The 23,908-nt window shown below is 66.3% G+C and carries 18 protein-coding genes and 1 pseudogene; 2 read left to right on the forward strand and 17 right to left on the reverse strand.

Translation table 11 applies throughout. The features are described 5' to 3' along the window. Nucleotides 1-374: 374 nt before the first annotated feature. Complete coding sequence (locus tag F6S87_RS02245) at nt 375-1,952, reverse strand: glycoside-pentoside-hexuronide (GPH):cation symporter (RefSeq protein ID WP_163227020.1); 1,578 nt, start codon at nt 1,950-1,952, stop codon at nt 375-377. Between the two features lie 510 nt (nt 1,953-2,462). Here F6S87_RS02245 and F6S87_RS02250 point away from each other — a divergent pair. Beyond that, entirely contained in the window at nt 2,463-5,873 is a 3,411-nt protein-coding gene (locus F6S87_RS02250; RefSeq protein WP_163227551.1) for a glycoside hydrolase family 2 TIM barrel-domain containing protein, read from the forward strand. A 41-nt stretch (nt 5,874-5,914) separates the two neighbouring features. On the opposite strand, the pseudogene F6S87_RS02255 reads toward F6S87_RS02250, so the two are convergent. The 12 genes and pseudogenes from F6S87_RS02255 to F6S87_RS02310 form a co-directional block, all read right to left on the reverse strand. After that, nucleotides 5,915-6,934: pseudogene (locus F6S87_RS02255) on the reverse strand (LacI family DNA-binding transcriptional regulator); the annotation flags it as partial. A 99-nt stretch (nt 6,935-7,033) separates the two neighbouring features. Beyond that, nucleotides 7,034-7,828, reverse strand: coding sequence for an ABC transporter ATP-binding protein (locus F6S87_RS02260; RefSeq protein ID WP_163227021.1), 795 nt, complete (start codon nt 7,826-7,828; stop codon nt 7,034-7,036). A 29-nt stretch (nt 7,829-7,857) separates the two neighbouring features. Next, nucleotides 7,858-8,625, reverse strand: coding sequence for an ABC transporter ATP-binding protein (locus F6S87_RS02265; RefSeq protein ID WP_163227022.1), 768 nt, complete (start codon nt 8,623-8,625; stop codon nt 7,858-7,860). Beyond that, the gene (locus F6S87_RS02270) at nt 8,622-9,689 is read right to left on the reverse strand and encodes an ABC transporter permease (RefSeq protein ID WP_163227023.1); all 1,068 of its coding nucleotides are present in this window, start codon (nt 9,687-9,689) and stop codon (nt 8,622-8,624) included. Before F6S87_RS02270 ends, F6S87_RS02265 begins: the two co-directional genes overlap by 4 nt. Beyond that, nucleotides 9,686-10,645 (reverse strand): ABC transporter permease, encoded by a 960-nt coding sequence (locus tag F6S87_RS02275; RefSeq protein ID WP_163227024.1) that lies wholly within the window; start codon nt 10,643-10,645, stop codon nt 9,686-9,688. The genes F6S87_RS02270 and F6S87_RS02275 overlap by 4 nt, the downstream gene beginning before the upstream one ends. Before the next feature lie 9 nt (nt 10,646-10,654). Further along, nucleotides 10,655-12,277, reverse strand: coding sequence for an ABC transporter substrate-binding protein (locus F6S87_RS02280; RefSeq protein WP_163227025.1), 1,623 nt, complete (start codon nt 12,275-12,277; stop codon nt 10,655-10,657). Nucleotides 12,278-12,620: 343 nt separating this feature from the next. After that, complete coding sequence (locus tag F6S87_RS02285) at nt 12,621-13,001, reverse strand: MGMT family protein (RefSeq protein ID WP_163227026.1); 381 nt, start codon at nt 12,999-13,001, stop codon at nt 12,621-12,623. Between the two features lie 312 nt (nt 13,002-13,313). Then, the gene (locus F6S87_RS02290; protein WP_163227027.1) at nt 13,314-13,772 is read right to left on the reverse strand and encodes an HIRAN domain-containing protein; all 459 of its coding nucleotides are present in this window, start codon (nt 13,770-13,772) and stop codon (nt 13,314-13,316) included. Continuing rightward, nucleotides 13,769-14,575, reverse strand: a complete 807-nt coding sequence (locus F6S87_RS02295; protein WP_163227028.1) for a hypothetical protein — start codon at nt 14,573-14,575, stop codon at nt 13,769-13,771. Before F6S87_RS02295 ends, F6S87_RS02290 begins: the two co-directional genes overlap by 4 nt. Then, entirely contained in the window at nt 14,572-16,503 is a 1,932-nt protein-coding gene (locus tag F6S87_RS02300; RefSeq protein ID WP_163227029.1) for a hypothetical protein, read from the reverse strand. The genes F6S87_RS02295 and F6S87_RS02300 overlap by 4 nt, the downstream gene beginning before the upstream one ends. A gap of 502 nt (nt 16,504-17,005) precedes the next feature. After that, on the reverse strand, nt 17,006-18,247 hold the full coding sequence (locus tag F6S87_RS02305; RefSeq protein ID WP_231129308.1) for a type II toxin-antitoxin system HipA family toxin: 1,242 nt from the start codon (nt 18,245-18,247) through the stop codon (nt 17,006-17,008). Nucleotides 18,248-18,264: 17 nt separating this feature from the next. Beyond that, nucleotides 18,265-18,558 (reverse strand): helix-turn-helix domain-containing protein, encoded by a 294-nt coding sequence (locus F6S87_RS02310; protein ID WP_163227030.1) that lies wholly within the window; start codon nt 18,556-18,558, stop codon nt 18,265-18,267. Between the two features lie 251 nt (nt 18,559-18,809). Here F6S87_RS02310 and F6S87_RS02315 point away from each other — a divergent pair, with 251 nt between their 5' ends. Beyond that, nucleotides 18,810-20,159 carry an ABC transporter substrate-binding protein gene (locus F6S87_RS02315; RefSeq protein WP_231129363.1) on the forward strand — a complete coding sequence of 450 codons (1,350 nt, stop codon included), beginning with the start codon at nt 18,810-18,812 and terminating at the stop codon, nt 20,157-20,159. 2 nt (nt 20,160-20,161) lie between these two features. Here F6S87_RS02315 and F6S87_RS02320 read toward each other — a convergent pair whose 3' ends face one another. The 4 genes from F6S87_RS02320 to F6S87_RS02335 all read right to left on the reverse strand — a co-directional run bounded on the left by F6S87_RS02320 (nt 20,162) and on the right by F6S87_RS02335 (nt 23,834). After that, nucleotides 20,162-20,929: a type III pantothenate kinase gene (locus F6S87_RS02320; RefSeq protein ID WP_163227032.1), complete on the reverse strand. Its 768-nt coding sequence runs from the start codon at nt 20,927-20,929 to the stop codon at nt 20,162-20,164. Between the two features lie 122 nt (nt 20,930-21,051). Then, on the reverse strand, nt 21,052-21,447 hold the full coding sequence (locus tag F6S87_RS02325) for a hypothetical protein (protein WP_163227033.1): 396 nt from the start codon (nt 21,445-21,447) through the stop codon (nt 21,052-21,054). A 278-nt stretch (nt 21,448-21,725) separates the two neighbouring features. Beyond that, nucleotides 21,726-22,865 carry a glycerate kinase gene (locus F6S87_RS02330; RefSeq protein WP_163227034.1) on the reverse strand — a complete coding sequence of 380 codons (1,140 nt, stop codon included), beginning with the start codon at nt 22,863-22,865 and terminating at the stop codon, nt 21,726-21,728. Nucleotides 22,866-23,090: 225 nt separating this feature from the next. Continuing rightward, entirely contained in the window at nt 23,091-23,834 is a 744-nt protein-coding gene (locus F6S87_RS02335) for a pseudouridine synthase (RefSeq protein ID WP_331270759.1), read from the reverse strand. Nucleotides 23,835-23,908: the final 74 nt, after the last annotated feature.

Below are 23,908 nucleotides of genomic sequence, written 5' to 3' on the forward strand. Positions count from 1 at the left end.
TCGCCCGGAATCCGGCCGCTCTCCCCCGCACGGGCAGCAGGGGCGCAAGTCAGTCGCGGCAAAGATACTTGTCGGCGTCCGACAGGCTCTCCCCCGCACGGACAACAGAGGCGCAAGGCCGACGCTTTCCAAGTTCGGCAGTATCCGTTCTCCCCGGCACGGACGACAGGGGCCGGTTGTCCATGCATGGGTGCGACATCGCACTTTTCGACCGGTCATTTGGGAAGTGCGAGGTTTTTCTTTCCGGAGAAAACGAGAAAAAGGGAGAAGATGGCGGGATTCCGTCATCTCCTCCCTTCGGGAGATCAGTCGGGCGAGGCCGGGATCCTCGCACTTTCCAAATGCCCTTCCGGAAAGTGCGAAGTCTCCCCTGCCTATGCCGCCCGGCCGGCACCCCCAATACCCGGATTTTCCGCCAGAACCGGCGCCTCGGTGAGGTCGGCGCCCTCGTCGGGGACGGCCTCCTCGACAAGTTCGCCGTCGGCGAGTTCCTTTTCGAGTTCCCGGACAATCCTCGCGTGTTCCTTCTCGTCGATCCTGACCTTCGTCAGGAAGACGATCAGGGACAGCACGATCAGCGCGAGCGGAATGTAGTAGGCGAAGATCGAGAACGTGTGGATGTTGGACGCGGTCATGTCGGCGGCGGTCGCGGTGCCGGTCATGCCGGCGGCGACGGCGATGAAGCCGACGATGCCGTTCGAGAACGCGCCGGCGATCTTGTCCAGCATCGGGCGCACGGAGAGCGTGACGGCCTCGTTGCGCCGGCCGGTCTTGAGCTGCCCGTACTCGATCGAGTCGGTCAGGCACAGGATCGCCGTCATCTGGATCAGCGTGCCGGGGATGTAGAACAGGACCAGCGCGACGACGATGACCGGCAGGCTCTTCGAGCCGAAGATGAACAGCAGGTAGCCGCCGATCATGAACACGCAGCCGGCGACGTACAGGAACTTGCGCGGAATGACGCGGTTGAGGACCGGGTAGGCCGGCGCGGCAATGAGGCCGATGACGATCGGCACGACGCCGGCGATCGAGAAGGCGTCGGGCATGCCGAGCACGAACTTGAACAGGTAGAACAGCACGCCGGTGGTGGCGACGTTGGCGATCGCGTACAGCAGGTAGGACAGCGCCACCCACAGCAGCTGGTCGTTCTTGGCGATGGCGGCGAACGCCTGGATGGGGTTGCCGTTCTTCTGGGCCTTCTGGCGCAGCGCGCTGTCGCTTTCCTTCGTGCCGAACGCGACGGACAGCGCCGTCAGGATGCCGAAGATGCCGACGATGACGCCGAACGCGCTCCAGCCGGACTGACCTTCGGTCCACTGGCCGGTGAACTTGTAGGTGAAGAAGGAGACGAGCGGCACGACGACGACGGTGATGCCATTGTAGCCGATCGAGCCGGTGAACGATCCGAGCGACGTGTAGACGGAGCGCTCGTGGGAGTCCTCGGACAGTGCCGGAATCATGCCCCAGTAGGAGATGTCGCGCAGCGAGTAGAAGACGTCGAGGACGATGAACGCGACGACGAACAGGACGATGAACCAGCCTTCGGAGACGTTGACGAGGCCGAACAGGCCAGTGTAGACGATCATCAGCAGGACGGCCGACGAAATGCCGCCGATGAGCTGCCACGGACGGAAGCGGCCGAGCCTCGTCGTCGTGTTGTCGACAAGGTTGCCGAGCAGCGGGTCGATGAAGATCTCGGCGATGCGGATGACGACGATCAGGCCGGTGATGATGCCGATCATCTTCGTCGCGAGCGCCTGGTCGACGCCGGCGAACATCGCGCTCGTCACGTAGACGACGAAGTAGGTGGACAGCGCGTTGTAGAGCGCCGCCTGGCCGAGATTGCCGAACGCGTAGGCGACGCGGCGTCCGTAGTTGACTTTCTTGCCGGTGCCGTTACCGGTCGATCCGGCGGCGACGGCGCCGCCGGTCTGCTGAGAGGCTTCCTGCATGATCGATCTTCTCCTTAGAAGAACCAGGTGGATCGTCCCGTCACGGGACTGCCGCGCGGTGGGCTCGGTTATGGTGCCGATGTCGTTATCGGTGGCGGTCATCGCTGACCGCCACGACTAACAATAAATCATTTTTCTATTTTTGTAAAATTATTTACTAGTTTTAGTAAAATTCAGGCGTGTCGTCATTGCCACCCGTTTCTTCTCGGCGCAATTTTTCCGTCAACAATCGAACGATTCGTCCGCCCTGTCAAGCCGCCATTAAAGCCACTTTCCCGGCGTTGTCACCGCTGCCGAAGCGGATTGAATGCCCAAACCGGGCAGATTGCCAACGAACGCCGCTTGCCGTCTACCCCTATCGCGACTATCATCATTTACTAAATATATTTACTAATTTCGTTCACTATGATGACACGAAGAAGTGTTCAACAGAAAGGAAGCGGCACGATGGCCCTGACTACAACGACGTTCACCGAGGCTTCGCCGGCATCTGCGAATCTCCTGCTCCCCATGGCTTCCGCCATGCACGAGGACCTCCCCCGCAAGGCATGGCTGACGGATCCCGGCGTCTTCGCCGTCAACCGGCTCGACGCCCACACCTCCCATGCGGTGTTCGCCGGCACGCCGGACGATCTCGCCGCGCCGTCCGGCCTGAGGCAGTCGCTCGACGGCGACGACTGGCTCGTCCTGATGGACCGCGCCGACCGGTTCGATCCGGAGCGCCCGGACTTCGCCCGGCCCGACCTCGACGAATCGGCATTCTCGCTTATCGACGTGCCCGGCAACCTCGAGACGCAGGGCTTCGCGCGGCCGCAGTACGTCAACATCCAGTACCCGTGGGACGGCCACGAGGCACCACAGGCTCCCGACGTTCCGGCCGACGGCTTCGTGGCGCTGTACCGCAAGTCGTTCGACGCCGGCGAGGCGGTCGCTGCGGCGATCGGCGACGGCCGTCCGGTCACGCTGACGTTCGACGGCGCGCAGACGGCCATCTATGTCTGGCTCAACGGCGTGTTCGTCGGCTATGGCGAGGATTCGTTCACGCCGAGCGAGTTCGACGTCTCGGCCGTCGTGCGCCCGTCCGGCAACGTGCTGGCCGTCGCCTGCTACCAGTACGGCTCGGCGAGCTGGCTCGAGGACCAGGACTACTGGCGGCTGCACGGTCTGTTCCGCAGCGTCCACCTCGACGCCCGTCCCGCCTTCCATGTCGTCGACATGCCGTTCGTCGCCGACTACGATCCATCCACCGGCACCGGCACGCTGGCCGGCGACGTCGTCGTCGAGGCCGCCGTCGGCACCGACGGCTCCCTCGCCGCGCCGGCCCCCTGCACCGTGCACGCCGTCCTGGCCGACGCCGCGGGCGACACCGCGTGGGAAGAATCGTTCACGGTCGATTTTGTGTCCGCCGATGGTGCCGACGGTCGCCGCGCGACCGCGCATGTCGAGGCGACCATCGACGACGTCGCGCCGTGGAGCGCCGAGCAGCCGACGCTGTACCGGCTGACGGTGACGCTGGAACGTGACGGCGACGCCACCGCAACGGACGGAACCGCCGAAGCAGCCGCGACGGCCGAACCTGTCGGGATTGTCGAGACGGCGACGCAGCGGCTCGGCTTCCGCCGGTTCGAACTCGATGCCGACGACCATGTCATGAAACTCAACGGCAAGCGGATCGTGTTCCGCGGCGTCAATCGTCACGAATTCGACTGCCGCACCGGCCGCGCCGTCACCGACGACGACATGCGCCGCGACATCGCGACGATGAAGCGGCTCAACATCAACGCCGTGCGCACCTCCCACTACCCCAACCAGTCGCGCTGGTACGAGCTGTGCGACGAGGCCGGCATCTACGTCGTCGACGAGACGAATCTCGAGACGCACGGCACGTGGGCCGGACCGGCGGACGTCGAGACGCCGGCGACGGCGATCCCCGGTAGCCGCGACGAATGGCGGGCCGCCTGCGTGGACCGGACCGTCTCGATGGTGCGCCGCGACTACGACCATCCGAGCGTGCTGGTCTGGTCGCTCGGCAACGAGTCGTTCGGCGGCGACGTGTTCCGCTCGATGGCGACCGCCGCGCGCACGCTCGACCCGCACCGGCTCGTCCACTACGAGGGCGTCTTCCACGCCCGCGAGTTCGGCGACGTGTCCGACATCGAGAGCCGCATGTACGCGAAGCCCGACGACATCGTCGACTACCTGACGCAGGGCGCCGACGGTTTCGGCGGCACGCTGACTGGCGACGCGGCCGCGAAGCCGTACGTCTCCTGCGAATACATGCACGCGATGGGCAACTCGGTCGGCGGCATGTCGCTGTACACGGCGCTCGAGGACCTCTACCCGCGCTATCAGGGCGGCTTCATCTGGGACTTCATCGACCAGGCGCTCGAGCAGGAGATTCCGGCAGCCGGCGACGGCGACCTGACTGTTTCCGGAACGCAGCACCGGTCGGCCGGCCGTCCGTCGGCGCGACTGGAGACGCGGCTGGCGTACGGCGGCGACTTCGACGACCGGCCGAACGACGGCGAGTTCGCCGGCGACGGCATCGTGTTCGCCGACCGCACGCTGTCGCCGAAGGCGCAGGAAGTGCGCCAGCTGTACTGCCCGGTCCGGCTGATGCCGGACGAGCACGGCGTGACGGTCGAGAACCGCAACCTGTTCGTCTCGACCGGCGACGCCTACGTGTTCCGCGCGCGGCTGCTGCGCGACGGCGAACCGGTCTGGTCGGGCGACTATCGCCTCGACGTGCCGGCCGGCGCCACCGAACGCCACGACATCGACTTCCCGGCCATCGACGACGTGCACGCGGAATGGACGTTCGAGGTGGCGTTGCTCAACGCCGTCGAAACCGAGTGGGTGCCGGGCATGGAGGAACTCGGCTTCGGGCAGATGACAATTCGCACGCCGGAAGGACAGCCGACGGACAGGCAGAAGACAGACAAGCAGAAGACAGACACCGCGCCGGCGGCTTCCGCGACCGTCGTCGACGGCCGCTGGAATCTCGGCCTGCAGGCGGGCGACACCGCCGACGGCACCGATGTCGACGTGCTGCTGTCGCGCGCGAAGCCGGGCATCGTCTCGCTGCGCCGGCGCGACCCGCGCCGTCCCGACCTCGTCGTCGCACCGCCGCAGCTGCTGACGTTCCGTCCGCTGACCGACAACGACCGCGGCAACGGGTCGGGCTTCGAGCGTGCCCAGTGGTTCGGCGCCGGCCGCTACGCCCGCTGCGTCAAGTCGGAGTTCTGGACACTCGACGGCGGCGAAGCCACGCCGGCGCCGCTGCCGGCGGACAGCGACGGCACCGTGCGGCGCGGTGCCGGCACGGGCATCGTCGCCGAATACACGTTCGAGCTGGCGTGTCCGCAGCGTCCGCTCGTCACGGTGCGCTACCGGGCCACGGCCGACGGCACGCTGCGGCTGACGGCGACGTATCCGGGCGATGTCGACGCGGCGACGATTCCGGCGTTCGGTCTCGAGTGGGCGCTGCCGGCGTCGGTCGACCGGCTGCGCTGGTACGGTCGCGGACCGGCGGAAACCTACCGCGATCGCAAGGCCGGCGGCAAGCTCGGCATCTTCGAGTCGACGGCGGCCGACGACTTCGCGCCGTACCTGGTGCCGCAGGAAACCGGCAATCACGAGGACGTGCGCTGGATCGAGGCGTTCGACGCCGACGGCCACGGCATGCGCGTGACTGCCGCCGGCGAGCCGTTCGCGGCGAGCCTGCTGCCCTATTCGTCGCTGGCGATCGAGAACGCGACGCACGCGGACGAGCTGCCGCCGGTGCGTCACACGTTCCTGCGGCTGCTGGCCGGCCAGATGGGCGTCGGCGGCGACGATTCGTGGGGCGCCCCGGTCCACCGCCAGTACCAGCTCGACAGCTTCAACCCGCTCGTCCTCGACGTGACGATCCGGCTGAAGTAGCCTGCAGCCCCTCTCCTTTCCCCGCTTTCTCCTCTCTTGATGTCGCGCCAGACGAGGCTCGTCGACAACGTGACGTGATGGCGGACCGTGCGCTTCGTCGCGATGGCGTCGGCGAGCGTGCGGATGCCGGTGTTCGCGAGTTCGTGCTGGTCGATGTCGAACGTCGTCAGCGCCGGCGACGTGTACTGGGCGATCGGCTGGTTGTTGATCGAGATCAGGCTGACGTCGCGCGGCACGATGACGCCGGCGGCCGTGAACGCCTGCAGCACGCCGACGGCGATGACGTCGGCGGCGCAGATGAAGGCGTCGGGCAGCCCCTTGCCGCCGGCCGGATGCGAGCCCGGCTTCGTGCCGAGCTCGGCGACGATTCGTTCCCCGAGTCGCCGTCCGCTCTCGACGTTGAACGTGCCGCCGATGAAGTCGAGACCCTCGATGTCGAGGCCGAGCCGCGGCGCCCAGTTCTCGAATGCGACGTGCCGCATGTCGTCGGGATAGTCATGGGTGCCCATGATGTGGCCCAGGCCGCCGATGTAGCCGACGCGGTACATGCCGGCATCCACGCACGCATCGAGGGCGTCGAGGATGGTCTGCGACAGGTCCGGTGCCACCGAATCGAACATGTTCGGCGCCGGGTTCGTGTCGAGGAAGACGCCGTACGGCAGCACGTCGTGCAGCGCGGCGAGATCGGCGTAGTCGTCGAGTTCCGCGCCGACGGCGACGAATCCGTCATAGTCGCCGGCGGCGGCGATCAGGCCGGGCACGTCGCGGTGGAACGTGCAGGTCATGTGCTGCTCGGCCGCGCATTCCACGACGATGGTGCGCAGCGCGGCGAAATACTCGTCCTGCACATGGTCCTCCGGATTGACAAGGTCGAGGACGGCGATGGTGCGCGGCAGCGTGCCGTGGCCGCCCTGGATTTCGTAGCCGAGCTGTTCGCATGTCTCGATGATCTTGCGTCGCGTCGCGTCCTTGATCGACAGCCTGTCGTCGCCGCTGAGCAGCCGCGACACCGTCGCCTGCGAATAGCCGGACTTCTCGGCGATCTCCTTGATCGTGACCATCGAATAATCCTCCCCGTGCTTCCCCCGGCCGCGACCTCGCGACCTTTTAGTAAAGGATTTTACTAATACTATCACGCGGATTTACATGACATCACGGCCTTACAGGCGAGCGGCGGCAATCAGTTCGCGGGTGTAGTCAGCCCCGGGATGCCCGAGGATGTCGGCGGTGGGACCGGACTCGACGACATGGCCGTCATGCATGACGACGATCCAGTCGGCGAGGTGCTGGACGACGCCGAGGTCGTGCGAGACGACGACGATCGCCATCGCCGGGTTGACGGCGCGGGCGGCCTGCAGCGCCTCGAGGATCTGCACGCGGGCGGCGACGTCGATCGCGCTCATCGGCTCGTCGGCGAGCAGCACCGACGGCCTGACGACGAGGGCCCGGGCGATCGCGACGCGCTGCGCCTGGCCGCCGGACATGTCGCACGCATAGCGGCCGGCAAACTCGGCCGGCGACAGCGCGACGATCTCGAGCGCCTCGGCCACGCGCCGCTCCACGTCGACCGGCGACAGCCCCGGCTCGCGCAGCCGCAGTGGTTCGGCAATCGACTGCGCGGCCGTCCAGCGCGGATCGAGCGAGTCGAACGGATTCTGGTAGACGACGCCGGTCGCGGGAATCGTGCCGTCGCCGGCCGCGCCCCCGTCGGCGGCATGCCACGTGACAGTGCCGGCGTCCGGCACGTCCATGCCGAACAGGATCCGCGACGTCGTCGTCTTGCCGGAACCCGACTCGCCGATGATCGCGACGCACTGTCCCTCGCGCACCGTCACGTCGACGCCGTGCAGCACCTCGACAGCCTTCCGGCCGCGGCCGAACGACTTGACCAGTCCCCTCGCCTCGACGACCGGCCGGTTTCCGTTGACATCGTGCCGCCTTGCGTTGCTTTCCATGAATCGTTCTTCCCTTCCAGACATTCGGCTCACCGCAGGCTCAGCGTCTTCGCCGCCGTCACGAGCGTCCTCGTCCGCGCCACCGACGGCGCGGCGAGCAGGTCCGCCGTCGCGCCCTCGTCGACGATCCTGCCGTCGTCGAGCACGTAGCTTCGCGTCGTCGCGTGCGCGAGGACGGAGAAATCGTGCGTGATGAACAGCATCGACGCGCCGAGGCCGTCGACGAGCGAGACGAGCAGGTCGACGATCTGCTTCTGCGTCGTCGAGTCGAGCGCTGTCGTCGGCTCGTCGGCGATGATGAACCGCGGCGACGTCACCAGCGCCGTCGCGATCGCGACGCGCTGCTGCTGGCCGCCGGACAGCGCCGTCACCGGCCGGTCGGCGAACTGCTCCGGCAAGCCGACTTTCGCCAGCATCTCCAGCACCCGCGCACGCCGCTCCTTCTTCGTCAGGTCGTAGTGCAGCTTCAGCGGCAGCTCCACCTGGCCGGCGACGGTCTGCACCGGATTGAGCGCCGCCTGCGGATTCTGGAAAATCATGCCGATGCCGGCACCGCGCAGCAGCGCCATCACGTCGTCGGGCAGCCCGACGACCTGCGTGCCGTTGACGTCGATGCGGCCGCCGACGTCGAAGCCGTCCGGCAGCAGGCCCATGACGGCCCGCGAGATCATCGACTTGCCGGAGCCCGACGAGCCGATCAGCCCCACGCGTTCGCCGTCGCCGACCGTCATCGTCACGTCGTCGACAATCCGCCGGCCGCCGTAGTCGACGGTCAGGTTCTCGATGGTCACGCTCATTCGTCCGCCTCCGTAATCCTGATACTGACTGTCACGTAGTCGTGGTCGCCGTCAGCATCGTCATCGGTGACGATCCGCGCGCTGTTCTGCCGCAACGCCGGATTCGTCAGCGGATCGGCGGCGTCGCGCAGGGCGTCGCCAAACAGGTTGAGCGCGAGGACGGCGAGCGTGACGGTCAGGCCCACCCACAGCACCGTCGCCGGATAGACGGCGATGAATTTCGCCGACGTCGCCAGCGAATGGCCCCAGCTCGCGGTGCCGGACGGCACGCCGACGCCAAGGTAGGTCAGGCCCGCCTCGGCGAGCACCGACGTGCCGGCGGCCATCGACAGCTGCACCGTCATGACCGGCCGGATATTCGGCAGGACATGGTGGACAAGCACATTCCAGGACGATCCTCCCGCCCGGCGCGCGGCCTCGACATAGGCGCTGTTCGCGACGAGCAGCGCGGCCGGTCGTGCCACGCGCGCGAGGTTGAGGCCGTAGCTCAGGCCGCAGGCGGCGACGATGACCCAGATCGAGCCGCCGAACGGCACGGCGAGCATCAGCGCGACGAGGATGGTCGGGATCGAGATCAACGCGTCGACGGCGACGACCGAGCCGTGCGCCAGCGCCGACGATCCTGCCGGTCCGGCGACGCGGACATTCCGGCGCGTGCCGGACACGCTGCCGGTATCGTCGGCATCGGCGCCACGGCCGCGGTCGGCGTCGCCGCGGGAGAATCGTGCCGAAATCATCGCGGCCGTCAGCGCCGTGCCGAGCAGGCCGGCGACGAGCACCGCGAGGACGGCGATCAGCAGGTTCGTCGCCGAGCCGGCCATCAGCCAGCTGAAAACGTCGGCGCCGGTGCCGTCGGTGCCGAGCCAGTGGGCGGCCGACGGCGCGGCCCACGTATTGAAGCCGTCGGTGTCCCACAGCGACCGCGGCGTCCAGAACAGCGAGACGGCGGCGACGGCGATCCACAGGCCGAGCACGACGACGGCGAACTTGCCGGTCGGCCGGCGCCAGATCGACGCGCAGACGATGCGCAACCGGGAACTCTTGCCAGTGACATTGCGATTCATGCGGCACGCTCCAGTCGTGGGTCGAGGGTGCGGTGGGCGACGTCGACGGCGAATCCGACGACGAGGAAGAAGGCGGCGAGCATCAGCAGCTCGCCCTGGACGGCGATGAGGTCGCGCTGGCCGATGTCGGTGACGAGGCCGGTGCCGATGCCGGGCAATGCGAACAGGTTCTCGACGACCATGACGCCGGTGATCATCTCGGCGAATGTCAGGCCGACGACGGAGACGAGCTGCGGCGTCGCGAGCCGCAGGCCGACGGTGACCATTGCGCGACGGCGCGTCATGCCGCATGCCATCGCGAGCGCGATGACGTCGCCGTTCGTCTCGACGTCGAGCAGTGCCGAGCGCGTGTAGCGCATGATCGACGCGCCGACGATGATGCCGACCGTCAGCGCCGGCAGCACGAGGCAGGTCAGCGCGCGGCCGGGCGACGCCCAGCCGTCCTGCGGGAAGCCCTGCGTCGGCAGCACCGACAGCACGCCGGTGCCGCTGCCGAGCAGCAGGATGAGCAGCAGCCCGGCCCACAGCGCCGGCACGGCGCCGCCGACGACGGCGATGGCCTGCAGCAGCGAGCGGACCCAGCAGCGTCGCGCGAGGACGGCGGCGCAGCCGAGCGAGATGCCGAGCACAAGCGCGATGGCGAGACCGAGCAGGATCAGCGGGAACGTGACGGCGGCGCGGCCGGCGACGATCGCGGCGATCGGCTGGCCGGTGAGCATCGACGTGCCGAAGTCGCCGGTGACGACGCCCTTGAGCCAGCTCAAGTACTGGACCACGAGCGGTTCGTCGAGGCCGAGTTCGGCGCGCAGCGCGGCGATGCGGGCCGGCGACGCGTTCATGCCGGCCATGACGGCGGCGACGTCGCCGGGCAGCACGCGGATGGCCGCGAAGATCAGCACCGAGACGACCGCGAGCGCCACGACGAGCAATCCAAGTCGTTGGAGCGTGAATTTCATGGGCTATCCTTACGCGACGTACACCACGTCGTAGAGCGGCATGACGGTCTGGTTCATGTTGACCGGGAAACCGGAGACACCGGCGGCCATCGCCGTCGTGACGCGGTAGTTGAACAGCCAGTCGCAGACGGCGTCTTCGGAGACGAGACGCGCGGCCCTGGCGAGCAGCGTCTCGCTGTCGGATTCGCTGGCTGACGACAGCGCCTGCGCCGTCAGCTGCTGCACGTCGGCGGCGTGGTCGCCGGTGTAGTTGAAGTAGTAGTCGGGGTTGGCGTAGTTGGAGAAGTCGTGGCTCTCGTTGTGGTCGACGATCGACAGGTCGTAGTCCTTGTCGGTGTAGACCTGCTGCAGCCACGTCGAGAACTCGACGACGTTGACGGTCAGGTCGATGTTCGCCTTCTTGAGCTGCGAGCGCAGCTGGTCGCCGATTTCGGTGCCGTAGGTGTTGGCGTACGTCAGCGTGAGTTTCAGCGGGTTGTTCTCGTCGTAGCCGGCTTCCTCGAGCAGTTCCTTCGCCTTGTCGAGGTCGTACGGGTAGAGGCCGGTCAGGTCTTCGTAGCCGGGGTCGAGCGACGGGATCGGGCCGCCGAGCAGCTTGTCGGTGCCGCCGCGGGAGGCGATCAGCTGTTCGTGGTCGATGGCGTAGCGGATGGCCTGGCGCACGCGGATGTCGCCGGTCGCCTTGTCGGCGGCGTTGTTCATGCCGAGCACGTACTTGTCGGTGCCGTCGCCGGCCTGGACAATGTACGCCGGATTGTTCTCGAACGTCGTCGCGAGCGACGAGCTGATCGGCGCGAGCACCTGGACGTCGCCGGAGCTCAGCGCGTTGACGGCGGCGTTGTCGTCGGTGAAGTACCTGACGACGACGGTGGCCGTCTGCGCCTTCGACTCGCCCCAGTAGTCTGGGTTGGCCTTGAGCACGACCGAATCGTTCTCGTTGAAGCTGGCGACGGCGTACGGGCCGGAGCCGAGCGCCGACGTCTTCATGTCGGTCGCCGTCGCCGCGTTCGATTCGACCTTGCTGTCGAAGACGAGGCCGGCGCGGCCGGTCAGCGCCCACAGCAGGTCGGGGTACGGCTCGCTTAGCGCGATGACGACGGTGTAGTCGTCGGGTGCGCTGACCGACTTGAAGTTGCGTAGCTGGTCGTAGTCGTGGTACTGGTTGTCGACGAGCGTCTGGATGGACCAGACGGCGTCCGCCGCCGTCAGCTTGTCGCCGTTCGAGAACGTCGCGTCGCGGTTGAGCGAGAACGTGTACGTCAGGCCGTCGTCGCTGACGGTCCAGCTCTTCGCGAGCGCCGGCTTGACGCCGTTCGACTCGTCGCGGGCGACGAGGCCTTCGTAGACGTTGCCGATCAGCAGCTGGTCGAGCGCCGATCCGGCGGTGCCGCGAATGTCGAGGTTCGTCGGCGCCAGTTTCAGCCCGATCGTCACGCTGTCCTGTCGCGTGGGCTGTTCGGCCTGGCTTTTCGGCACGATCCACGCGACGAGGAACGCCGCGATGAACGCGACGATCACGAGCACGGCCACCCACCGCTTCGGCACGCCGGACTTCGGCCCCTTCAGCCGTCCGGCCAGCGTCGGGTCGAGCGTCATCCCGTTGACGGTCGTCCCGTTGTTCTTCTTCGTCATCTGTCTTCTCCCCCGGCGCGCCGGGGTTCCCTATGCGGTCCGTCGCGCCTCGACGGTCATGGCGGCGCGGCCGGCCTGCATCTGGCAGTGCCGGTCACGTTGGCGGCATGGCTTGCGGGCCGGAAGAAGGTACGATTCTCCCCGCCTGCCCGCGTCCGCAGCCACCATGGCTCCGTCTGGTTGTGTCATGTGTTGTCTTGTCAGCTCACCGCCCGAACCCGGGTCGGCTGCCCGGTTCCCGAGTATAGCGGATCCCCCCGCCGGCGCAAGCCGGCCGGTTCCCCAAGATGTCACAAACCCGAGCTGCGAGCCCGGGTTTGCGACATCGAAAAGACCTGCTCCGCTACCGCCGCCACTGGCAGGCGGCAAGGTCGACGCGCAAGCCCGGGGCACCGGCGTTGCCGCGGGACGATTCGCCGATGAATGGGACGCCCTCCGCCTCGAGCCGTGCGCGCTGCACGTCGGGACCGCCGAACGCGAAGCCCGGCGCAAGCGATCCGTCGCGAAACACGACGCGGTGGCATGGAATCTCGCCTTCCGCCGGATTGGCATGCAGCGCATATCCGACCATCCTCGCATTGCGCGGCCGCCCCGCCAGCGCCGCCACCTGTCCATATGTCGCCACGCACCCCCGGGGAATACGACGGACGATGTCATAGACCACGGCATTGAACGGCCGCGAACCGGAATCGCGCTCCGTCTCGGTGTCGATTTTCTTCGCCATGGTTCCCTCCTCGCGATCAATTGTGCTGCACTTCCCCTGGATGTCGCAATCCCGTAATCCGATCGCGGGATGGCGATATCCGCGAGAAGCGAGCAGTCACAGGAAAGAAAAACATAGGGAACTTGTCACAGGATTCGCAACCTTGTAACGTGCATGCCCCTGATGCACGCACAGGATTTTTCACCATTCAAAATCCTGTGCGTCACCTTCCGCGCTTGACTCTTAAAAACGCTGGAACATGGCCATGCTCACTGTTCGGTTTTGTGAGAAAACGCATGGAATTTCAAAACGGCGAAAATCTTGTGCGTCCAATCAGTCTTCCATCGTCACGTTGACGTAGATGCGCAGGTAGTTGCCGAGCCGCTCGCCATAGAGCAGCTCGCCGAACACGCGCTTGCCGGCGTCCATCAGCCGCGCGATGATCTCGTTCTCGTGCGCGCGCAGAAAACCCAGCGACCGTTCGCCAAGCAGCACTTCGACGGTCCACCGGTCGGCCATGTCGTCTGGGTGACGACGGAACGTCAGCTTCGTGCCACGCGCCGTCCCGTCGACCAGCGGCTGCAGTTTCGCGGGATCGTACGGGTCGGGACGATGCGGATCGTGAAAACCGCGGTTCGCCACGAGATACGTGCGCTCGATCAGCAGGATCTCCTGGCCGTACGGCTGCGGCAAGCCGCCGTTCGCCGCCAGGTTCGCGAGCGCAATGGCCTGTTCGCCACCGCCAAGGTTCTCGAACGACAACAGGTCGTGCGAATCGTGGCCGTCAGTCATGACTGTCCTTTCTTCAGCGCCGCGATGCGCTCGCGGTAGTGGTCGCGCTGCCGTTCGTAGGCAGCGACGGAACTCTTGAGACCGGCCGTCCGCTCCTCGATCCACGCCGGGTCCCCGAGCTGTTCCCGGTACGCGAGCGGCGGCGTGTTCAGCAGCTCGTCGACGCGATGCCCGAGTTCCTCGATTTTCGCCTGCATCATCTCGATTTCATGGGCGAGCTCGTCGTCGGAGAACGTGCCGTAGTCGGGGTCGTCGGCCTGGCTTGCCGTCAGGACTACCAGCGACTCGAGCGCAGTCAGGTCGCCGTTCGCGAGTGCCGCCTGCGCCATCCGGTAGTATTCGGCGCGCCGTGCGTCGCCAGGATGCAGGTCGGGATGCAGCCGCCGCGCCAGCGTGCGGAACAGCTTGTTGACTTTCCTCGCGTCGTCGGGCTTGAGCATGGACGATTCGGCTCGCTGGTCGAGCAGCTGCGTCAGTATCTTGCGCTGTTGCTCCAGCGATTCGATCCACTGTTGGTATTCCGCGACCAGCTGTGCCTCGACGGCTCGCAGATGGTGTTCGTCGAGCGTGCTGCCCTGGTTGACGAGTGTCTGCAGCAGCGCGAATCGCCGTTTTTCCCGGGCGGCTTCGAGCGATGTCTCGACGAGCCGTGTTTCCCACACGCCTATTTTCAGCGCGTAGTCGGCTCTGACCTGCGGCAGTGCCTGCTGCCTGATCTGGTCGTAGGTGGCCAGCGCGTCCGCCAATGTGCCGCGGCATTGTTCGAGCGTGGCGAGCAGCTCGTCATGTGTCATGCCGGTCATGATGCGTCGCCGTCCTGCGCGTTGCCCAGCAGCTGCGTCATCGTCGTCACGCCGTCCTGTGCTTCGCCCAGCAGCTGGTCGAACAGGTCGAGGCCGGAGCGCACGGTCTGTTCGAGGCTGGTGACGGCCGTCTCGTAGTAGCCGAGCGCTTCGCGGTAGTCCGGCTGGCCATGTTCGTCGCCTTCGCCGTTGGCGGCCATGTCGCCGAGACGCAGCGCCGCCGAGCCGGCGATGCGCGTGTTGTGCTGGAGCATGGCCATGTCGTGGGCGCGACGGTACCAGTCGGCGGCGGTGACGCCGGCGTCCGGATCGCCGTCCGGTCCCGTGAGCAGTCCGGACGTGAACAGCATCGGCACCTCGGCGTCTTCCTCGGCGGCCGCGCGGATTTCGCCGACCACCCACGGATTGTCCGACAGGTCAGAATGCTTGCGCAGCAGTTCGGCGTAGGCGAAGCAGGCTTCGGCGATGCCGGCGCTGGCGGCGCGGCGGAAGCATGCCGCGGCGCGCACCGGTAGCTCGGGCTTCTTCGGAGCGGAGTAGAACCGGCGTCCCTGTTCGGTCTCGCTTTCGGGTGACCAGTCGAAGGCGGAGCGATAGTACTGGCCTTCGGCACGGTCGTATTCGTACAGGTAGCCCAGACACAGCCACGCCAGCGCCGATCCGCGGCCGGCGGCGTGCCGGAACAGGATTTCGGCGGCGCGGAAGCTGTCGATCCGGTCCTGCCGGTCTTCGGGTGCCGTGAAGCGCACGCCGTCGGCGTAGTAGTCGACAGCCCAGCCGAGCGCCTCGTCGCCTTCGGGGTCGGACACGTCGACTTCGTCGGTGCAGTAGTCGTCACTGCGCACATCGTGATAGCAGGCGATGCCGTACGGCGCGTCGCCGGCGTGCTCCCACGTCGTGACCACGCCGGTGTGCCTGACTTTCACCATCGGATAGCACCAGAGGCGGTCGCGACCGACCACGCGACCGTCTTGCCAGACGGGAATGGTGATGTAGATGGATGGCAGCAGCGGCCCGATGATCGGATCGTCATGCCTGAAGTACCAGCCGCCGGCGAGTTCGCGGACGGGAATGTTGTCGTGGGGATTGACCAGTCGCGGCAACGATTCGTCCGGCTTGTCCGGATCCTTGCCAGGATTGAAACGGTCCAGATCGCCAACGTCGTGGCGGAGCCCGTTCGGATACGCAATCGGCTCCTCCTCCGCATGTCCCATCAGCCATCGCATGTCATGTACTGCGCCCGCCACGTCGAAGCACGGGCTGGACTCCGGCAACGGCGTCGCCTTGGCCTTCGCCGCGATCTCCTCGCGCTTGCGGATCCTGCGTTCGGCCTTGCGCCGCTCGGCTTCCCGTTTCTTGCGTTCCCGCTCCTCCCGGTGAAGTTCCCGGTACCGCTGCCTGGCGGCATCCCACATCGGTTCGTCGGCGAGCGCGGCATAGATGGCCATCGTGCGGTAGTCGCCGGTCGCGAGTGCCCGGGCAGCGGGGGTATGCAGGTCGGTATCGTAGGCGAATCCGGCTTCTTTCCCATTCTGTGGCGACGATTCACGCTGACTCACGGTCTGCGCATTATCGATGCCTTCCCTATCCGGAGATGTGGAATTCCTCGGGCGGAACATCGTGGTCTCGAGGAAGTGGCGGATGCCGTTGTCGATGCGGGCGCGGTCCCCGTCGGACAGTTGCGCGGCGAAGGCTTCCGTAGAAGCGCTTTCGGCAGCCACGGCCAGATCTAGCAGTTGCAGTTCTTCCTGAATGGCTTGGAAAATCGGAATGTACAGGTTGACGAACCGTTCTTCCTCCCTCTCCACCCTGTCGGGGTCGGGGTCGCCTTGTGCCAGGTCCTGTTCGAGAGACTTGACGGCACGCGTCATCGTCTTGATATCGAGATCGTAGAGCAACGGCAACGAATGCCAGGGAATCCCCTTCATGCGCGCCCCGAATGCCACGCGAGAATCGTTCGATTCGCACAGCCTGCCAATAAGTCCGTATGCATCCTTCACCCGCGGAGCAGACTCTTCAAGATTCGCAAGATGCCGCTTCATCGCGGTCACCAACCGGTTCCCTTCCATGGCGGTCATTGTATATGCTTGCCAGCGGGTCACGCACATGCCGACTCTTTCCACTACAAGACCGCCAAAAACCGCCACGAATGTCGTCTGCGCGGTTCTTGTGGACCAACTATCACCCGGCTTCAGCCGGACACGGGCCCATGGAGGCTGCCTGGCGACCACCCACTCCAAGCCCTTGGTTTTCGTCGGAAAAACACGGGCCTAAGGAGATGGAATGGCGACACCCCTCCTCAAGCCCGCATTTCCGGACCACAAAACACGTGCCTACGGAGAGCGGAACCCGACGCCCCTCCTCAAGCCCGCATCGAATCGTTCAAGGACATGATCACCAGTCGCGACGTACAACGGAAAACACCACAGTTCAGAGCTCGTCGAGTACGGACAGCGCGTGGCCGAGCCGGGATTCCATGACGGAACGGGATTGGTTGTCGACATGGCGCAGCGAGGCCCGGGGCATCATTTGGGACACGGCGGACCGCAGGATGGGCAGCCATTGCGCGGCTTCCACAGGCGTCACGCCGAATAGCGACAGGCTGTCGTCACCCATTAGGCGGCCGACAGTTACCTCCGCATCGCCAAAGAGAGCCAGCTGATGACTGTCGCCGGCATGATCGTCCCATGGCTCCGGATTGAGGTCGAAGGCCGGGGCCAGCTGCCATCCGTCACCCGGGGCGAGACGCAGGAATCCGTGGTTGCGCAGGTGGTCGTCGAGATTGCCGATGGCGGCGCCGAACATGGCTCGTTTCCAGAGCTGGACCGTGTCGGCGCCCAGCGTGCGGGTTTCCTCGGCGAGATCCAGCCAATCGCCACCTTCGCCGTCGACGGCTTCCAGCGCCGTCATGGCGGACATGTACGGAATGCGCTGCATGGTGTCCGGAGCGGAGCCGCCGAGTCGGTCGAATCGTTCCGTCAACAGGACGGTGCGCTGGTTGCCATTGACGTCGGCGATGCCGACGGTACGATGCTCCGGCACGTCGATGCCAGCCATCGCGGCGATTTCGAGCGTGACGGCCTCCCAGCCGATGACATCCCATTCGTCGCCGTTCGGCTTGGGAAACTTGGCAAGCCAGAGGGTGTTGCGATCCATGACAGATGCCTTGGGTCGCGCGCCGCCGAGCGAGCCGGTGGCGCGGTAGAGCCGACGGAGTTCCGTGTCGTCGATCTCGCGACCTTCCTCGACGGCGTCGGCGGTGTTGAGCAGTTCGGGCAGGTTGGCGAGCACCGGCACACCTTCCTCGCCGGCGAGCGGAACACCATCGTCGAGGAATCGCAGTGCTCCCTGCCGGGTCAGGTCGTTGACACCAAGCAGGTATTCGCTTTCGGTCAGTCTGGTGCGCTTGAGATCGCGGGCAAGGACCTTGCGTCCCCAGCGGTCCGGCGCCGCGTCGGAGAAGGGGCCGAGGCCGTGAAAATAGTAGGACGCCGACGACAATGGCAGCGAGGGAAACAGCGGCGTGGCGCCATTGCGCTCGAGATAGGAGCCGGAGTACCGGAACGTCAGGTCGTCGCCGCTGCAGTACAGCGTGCCGGCGGTAATTTCCTCTCCGTCGGCCGTCGTCGTCGCGACGGTCACGGTGGCGCGTGGGGAAAGCTGCATGGTCATGGCTGGGCCTCCGATGGTCAGTGACGGACACGCTGGGGAAGGATCTGGTTGGCGCGGATGCGGCCCAGATCGGTCGTATAAGGGTCGACGGCGGCGACGAGCGGGTCGGCGAGCTGCAGGATCCGCGCGATGCTCAGCAGCGAGTCGGTCCTGACGGACTTGCCCTGTTCGACGTTCGCGACGGTCGTTGGCGAGACGCCGGCCCGCTGCGCGACGTCGGCGATCGTCAGGTTGAGCAGCTTGCGCTGCTGCTGAAACCGCTCCCCGATGAGCCTCAAGTCCCGCCGCACTTTCGTCGGTACGTATTTCATGCGATTCTCCCGACTTGGTTTGCTGACATATAACATATCGTATTCTATATCGTCCATGAGATAGTCACCAGTAAACTAGTGCTTAATTGATTCTCTTTCATATACGATTTCCGCCGAAATGACGGCGTGACGGTAGACTGGTCGAATCGTTCGCGAACATGGGTTCGCGACTTGTGACGAAACGTTTCGGGGAGAACAGAACCGTGTCCAACTGGGCGAAGAGAGTGCTGTCGCTGGCGGCGGCGCTGACGATGACGATCGCCGTCGCGGCGTGCGGCAACGCCGACAGCCGCACCGTGCTGACGGTGTGGTCGTGGGAGCCGAGCATGAAGACGCTGATCGAGAACTTCGAACACGAGAATCCCGACATCGTCATCAAGCAGGTCTCGACGGCGAGCTACGACAAGCTCAACTCGGCCATCCAGGACGGCTACAACACGCCGGACGTCGTGCAGCTCGAATACTACGCGCTGCCGCAGTACGCCGTCAGCGGCCAGCTCGTCGACCTGACCGACCGGACGGCCGGCTACGACGACGTGTTCACGCCGGGCACGTGGGCATCCGTGCAGCTCGACGGCGACGTCTACGGCGTGCCGATGGATTCGGGCCCGATGGCGTTCTTCTACAACAAGGACGTCTTCGAGCAGGCCGGCGTCGACCCGACGACAATCAAGACCTGGGCCGACTACTACAACGCGGCCAAGAAACTCAAGCAGATCGGCGTGTACATCACGGCCGATTCCGGCAGCGACGCGAGCTTCTACGAATCGATGATCTGGCTGGCCGGCGGCCGGCCGTTCTCGACGTCGCACGACGGCAAGGAAGTCTCGATCAATCTCAACAAGGACGAGGGGACGATGACGTTCACCGAGTTCTGGCAGAAGATGATCGACGAGGGCCTTGTCGACACGACGCTGACGACATGGTCCGACGGCTGGAAGGAAGCCGTCGGCAACGGCGAGATCGCGTCGCTGTTCGCCGGCGCATGGATGCCGTCGCTGCTGCTGGCCGACGTGCCGGCGTCGGCGGGCCTGTGGAGGGTCGGACAGATGCCGACCGAGAACGGCGAGGCGACGAACGCCGAGAACGGCGGCTCGGCGCTGGGCATCCTGACGACGAGCCGCGTGCCGGACGCCGCGTTCCGGTTCATCCGGTACGTCTGCAAGTCGCAGGAGGGCATCAACACCCGCGTCGACGGCGGCGCGTTCCCCGCCGACATCCAGACGCTCGAGAGTTCGGACTTCCTCAACCGGACGACGGTGACCGACGAGCGCGGCGTCGCCGTGAACTTCTTCGGTGGCCAGAAATACAACGAGGTGCTCGCCGAGGCCGCCAAGCGGGTCTCGACCGGCTACCAGTACCTGCCGTTCGAGGTGTACGCGCGCACCGACTTCAAGTCGACGGTCGGCAAGGCGTACACGTGGGCCACGGCGGAAAACAAGTACCGCGACGCGCTGAAGCTCGTCGAGAACGGCATCAAGCCGGAATCGTCGCTGCCGTCGGAGCCGGGCGAGGAGGTCACGCTCAAGGCCGGCATCGCCGAGTGGCAGGCCAATCTCAAGGAATACGGCGCCAACCAGGGCTTCACGATCGAGGACTGACTTCAGTCGGCGTTCTTCTCGTAGATGACGTCCATGCCCTTGAAGATGAGGTCGGGATCGACGACGTCGATGAGGTCGGTGTCGTCACGGAAGACGCTCGCCAGGCCGCCGGTCGCGACGACCTTGAAGTCCTCGCCGATCTCGTCGCGGAACTGCTGGATCGTGCGCTCCACGCCGCCGAGGAAGTTGTAGTAGAGGCCGGCCTGCATCGCGTCCTTCGTGTTCGTCGCGATGATCGAGTCGGGCCGGGTGATCTCGACTTCCGGCAGCTGCGCCGTGTTGCCCCACAGCGCGGCGGCGGCCGTGCGGATGCCGGTCGTGATCAGGCCGGCGGAGATCGTGCCGCGTTCGTCGACGTAGTTGAACGTCGTCGCGGTGCCGAAGTCGATGACGAGGACCGGGCCGCCGTAGACATAGTAGGCGCCGGCGCAGTCGGCGAGGCAGTCGGCACCGAGCGTGCTCGGATTGTCGATCCGCACGTTCATGCCGGTCTTGACGCCGGGGCCGACGACCATCGGGTCGATGTCGAGGAACTTGATGAGCGACGAGCGGAACGAGTGCATGACCTTCGGCACGACGGACGCGACGATGACGTCGTCGACGTCGTCGGGTTCGTAGCCGCTCAGGCTGAGGAACTGCGTGATCATCATGCCGTATTCGTCCGACGTGTGCTCGACCTTCGTCGTCAGCCGGTAGCTGCCGACGATCTTGCCTTCGTCGAGGAATCCCATCACGATGTTCGTGTTTCCGATGTCGACGGCAATCAGCATGGCCGTTCCCCTTCCCGAGTGTCCGTTAGTCGTCCACTGTACCAGCGTCGTCGCCGGACAAGAAGAAAAATGGAACGATTCTTCCGTTCCTGACATGTCGGGGACGGGAAGATTCCCGGTGGTCACTGGAAGTTGATGCTGGCGCCGCGCTGGGCGTCGAGGCGCAGGCTGACGTAGTCGCCGACGTGCAGGTCGTGGTCCTTGACGGTCTTCTTCGAGATGAACATCTGCGCGATGGCGATCTGGCCGTACGAATCGTTCCTGATGACCTTGTTGAACCACAGCACGCGCACCGTGTCCTTGGCACCGTGAGGCTTGATCGACGAGACGAGGCCGACCTGGTTCCAGATGTGCTCGTCCTTCGAGACGACCTCGATGAGCGAATCCTTGAGGATGGCGTACTGCTCGTCGGTGACGTCCTCGAACGACGCCTCGATCTTGTCGACGCCGCGGTTGCCGGACAGCGCGAAGATCAGCACGACGACAACGACGACGAGAAGCAGGACTAGATACTGCATGATGGTTGCTCTCTCTCCCTTGACGGAACTGTTTCATGCTATCAGGAGTTTTGCCGGGACTGGCCGGGAGAAAGCAAAATTGCTAAAACGTTTCGCCAACGACACCGGTCCGCCCGGCCGGAGAAGGCCGGACGGACCGGAAAAACAGGCGCCGTCGGGAGAGAGAAAGGAAAGGGCGGCTCCTGGGACCGGACAGTCGCCGGGAAACGCGGCTGTCCGGGAAGAATCGTCGCCGGTGCCGCCGGCCGCCGCCGGAACGGATGGCCGGCGGCGCAGGGTCAGGCGGCGTGCGCGACGAGCCTGGCGACATTCTCGGCGGCGTGCTCGAGGTTGGCCGATGCGTCGGCGATCGCCTGCGGCAGCGTCTCGACGCCCGGCAGCATGCCGAAGATCGCGTCGATGCCCTCGCCGTACAGCTCGTCGACGCCGTCGCCGACGTTGGCGGCGATCGCGACGACGGTGCAGTCGGGCGCGACGGACTTGACGGCACGGGCGGTGCCGATCGGCGTCTTGCCGAACTTCGTCTGCCGGTCGATGCCGCCCTCGCCGGTCAGGCAGACGTCGGCGCCGACGGCGGCGTCCTTGAGGTGCGTGGCGTCGACGACGAGCTTGACGCCGGAACGCATGTCGGCGTTCGTGAACGCGAGGAATCCGGCGCCCAGGCCTCCGGCGGCGCCGGCGCCCGGCACCGTCTCGACGTCGCGGCCGAGCGACTCGCGCACGACGGCGGCGTAGTGGCCCAGGGCCGCGTCGAGTTCGGCGACCATCGTCGGCGTCGCGCCCTTCTGCGGGCCGAAGACGGCGGACGCGCCGGTCGGGCCGGTCAGCGGATTCGTGACGTCGGAAGCCAGCCGGATCGTCGATTCGGCGAGCCGGGCGTCGAGGCCGGACACGTCGAGCGTCGCGAGGTCGGCGAGCGCGGCGCCGCCGAACGGCAGCTCCTCCCCCGCCGCGTCGAGGAACTTCACACCGAGGGCCTGCGCCATGCCGGCGCCGCCGTCGTTCGTCGCCGAGCCGCCGAGCCCGACGATGAACGAGCGCACGCCATGGTCGAGGGCGTCGCGGACGAGTTCGCCGGTGCCGTAGGTCGTCGTGACGAGCGGGTTCTTCGTGTTGTCGTCGACGAACTGGATACCGCTGGCGGCGGCCATCTCGATGACGGCGGTCGCGCCGTCGCCAAGGATGCCGTAGGTGGCGTCGACGGGCGTGCCGAGCGGGCCGGTCACCGTCGCGGTGACGAGCTGGCCGCCGGTCGCGTCGACGAGCGACTGGACGGTGCCCTCGCCGCCGTCGGCCATCGGCACGCAGACGATCTCGGCGTCGGGCATCGCGCGGCGCACGCCCCGTTCCATCGCGTCGGCGGCCTGCCGGGCCGTCAGCGACCCCTTGAACGAATCGGGAGCGATGAGGATTTTCATGTCGGATGCTTCTTTCAAGTTCCGCCGGCCCAGTGGCCGGCGACGCTGGTTGGGATAGTGGCACGATTCTTCCGCGGGAACGATTCGCCCGCAGGAATCGTGCCGGCGCCTGCCGGCGAGACACCATTCAGCAGAAAAATCCCTTGGAAGGGGATCGGCGAGGCGAAGCCGAGCCGAGGGGTCGACCGCGGCGCAGCCGCGCGCTGGAACGTGCCATTCCCGATGTCAGGCGCCCAGCGGCACCCGGGAGACGAAGACGCGCTCCTCGCCGGTGACCGGATCGGCGAATTCGAGGCGGCGGGCGACGAGTTGCAGGGGCCTCGAGAAGTCGGCGTAGTCCGGGCGACGCACCGTCGGATAGAGGTCGTCGCCGACGATCGGCAGGCCGAGCGACGCCATGTGCACGCGCAGCTGGTGCGTCTTGCCGGTGCGCGGACGCAGCGTGTACCGTCCGACGAGCCGGCCGGTCATGCCGTCGCGCCCGACGAGCTCGTCGCGTTCGATCAGCGATTCGGCGTTGACGTCGCCGGGCTCTTCGTGGGCCTGTAGTGTTCCACGATGTTTCACGATGTGCGAGCGGCGCACGAGCGGGAACGGACGCGGCGGCTCGAGCGGCGTGACGGTGCCGGCGAACGGACGGCCGCCGACGCCGGACGGACGGACCGGCGCGATCGGCGCCAGACATTCGTAGGTCTTCGTCGCGTAATGCTCCTGGAACAGCATCTGGTAGGCGCCGCGCGCCCCGGGCCGGCGGACGAGGACAAGCACGCCGGCGGTGAGCCGGTCCAGCCGGTGCGCCGGCACGAGCTGCGGCTCCCCCAGCCGCTCGCGCATGCGGATCAGCGCCGTCTGCCGGTACCACATGCCGCGCGGCATCGTCGCGAGAAAATGCGGCTTGTCGACGACGACGATGTTCTCGTCCTCGTACAGCACCGGCAGGTCGAACGGCACGTCGGGTTCGTCGGTCACCCAGCGATGATGCCGGGACGATTCTCCCGCCATGGCCCTCCCTCCCCATGAACGGCAAGAGCTCCCTTTCCGGA

Origin of the sequence: Bifidobacterium choloepi, from assembly GCF_010667615.1 — a bacterium.
GTDB classification, from domain to species: Bacteria; Actinomycetota; Actinomycetes; order Actinomycetales; family Bifidobacteriaceae; genus Bifidobacterium; species Bifidobacterium choloepi.

Coding starts and splice junctions, on each gene's coding strand:
- F6S87_RS02245 (WP_163227020.1), bottom strand. CDS start 1,952: ATGCAGGAAGCCTCTCAGCAGACCGGCGGCGCCGTCGCCGCCGGATCG.
- F6S87_RS02250 (WP_163227551.1), top strand. CDS start 2,463: ATGGCTTCCGCCATGCACGAGGACCTCCCCCGCAAGGCATGGCTGACG.
- F6S87_RS02260 (WP_163227021.1), bottom strand. CDS start 7,828: ATGGAAAGCAACGCAAGGCGGCACGATGTCAACGGAAACCGGCCGGTC.
- F6S87_RS02265 (WP_163227022.1), bottom strand. CDS start 8,625: ATGAGCGTGACCATCGAGAACCTGACCGTCGACTACGGCGGCCGGCGG.
- F6S87_RS02270 (WP_163227023.1), bottom strand. CDS start 9,689: ATGAATCGCAATGTCACTGGCAAGAGTTCCCGGTTGCGCATCGTCTGC.
- F6S87_RS02275 (WP_163227024.1), bottom strand. CDS start 10,645: ATGAAATTCACGCTCCAACGACTTGGATTGCTCGTCGTGGCGCTCGCG.
- F6S87_RS02280 (WP_163227025.1), bottom strand. CDS start 12,277: ATGACGAAGAAGAACAACGGGACGACCGTCAACGGGATGACGCTCGAC.
- F6S87_RS02285 (WP_163227026.1), bottom strand. CDS start 13,001: ATGGCGAAGAAAATCGACACCGAGACGGAGCGCGATTCCGGTTCGCGG.
- F6S87_RS02290 (WP_163227027.1), bottom strand. CDS start 13,772: ATGACTGACGGCCACGATTCGCACGACCTGTTGTCGTTCGAGAACCTT.
- F6S87_RS02295 (WP_163227028.1), bottom strand. CDS start 14,575: ATGACCGGCATGACACATGACGAGCTGCTCGCCACGCTCGAACAATGC.
- F6S87_RS02300 (WP_163227029.1), bottom strand. CDS start 16,503: ATGAAGGGGATTCCCTGGCATTCGTTGCCGTTGCTCTACGATCTCGAT.
- F6S87_RS02305 (WP_231129308.1), bottom strand. CDS start 18,247: ATGACCATGCAGCTTTCCCCACGCGCCACCGTGACCGTCGCGACGACG.
- F6S87_RS02310 (WP_163227030.1), bottom strand. CDS start 18,558: ATGAAATACGTACCGACGAAAGTGCGGCGGGACTTGAGGCTCATCGGG.
- F6S87_RS02315 (WP_231129363.1), top strand. CDS start 18,810: ATGACGATCGCCGTCGCGGCGTGCGGCAACGCCGACAGCCGCACCGTG.
- F6S87_RS02320 (WP_163227032.1), bottom strand. CDS start 20,929: ATGCTGATTGCCGTCGACATCGGAAACACGAACATCGTGATGGGATTC.
- F6S87_RS02325 (WP_163227033.1), bottom strand. CDS start 21,447: ATGCAGTATCTAGTCCTGCTTCTCGTCGTCGTTGTCGTCGTGCTGATC.
- F6S87_RS02330 (WP_163227034.1), bottom strand. CDS start 22,865: ATGAAAATCCTCATCGCTCCCGATTCGTTCAAGGGGTCGCTGACGGCC.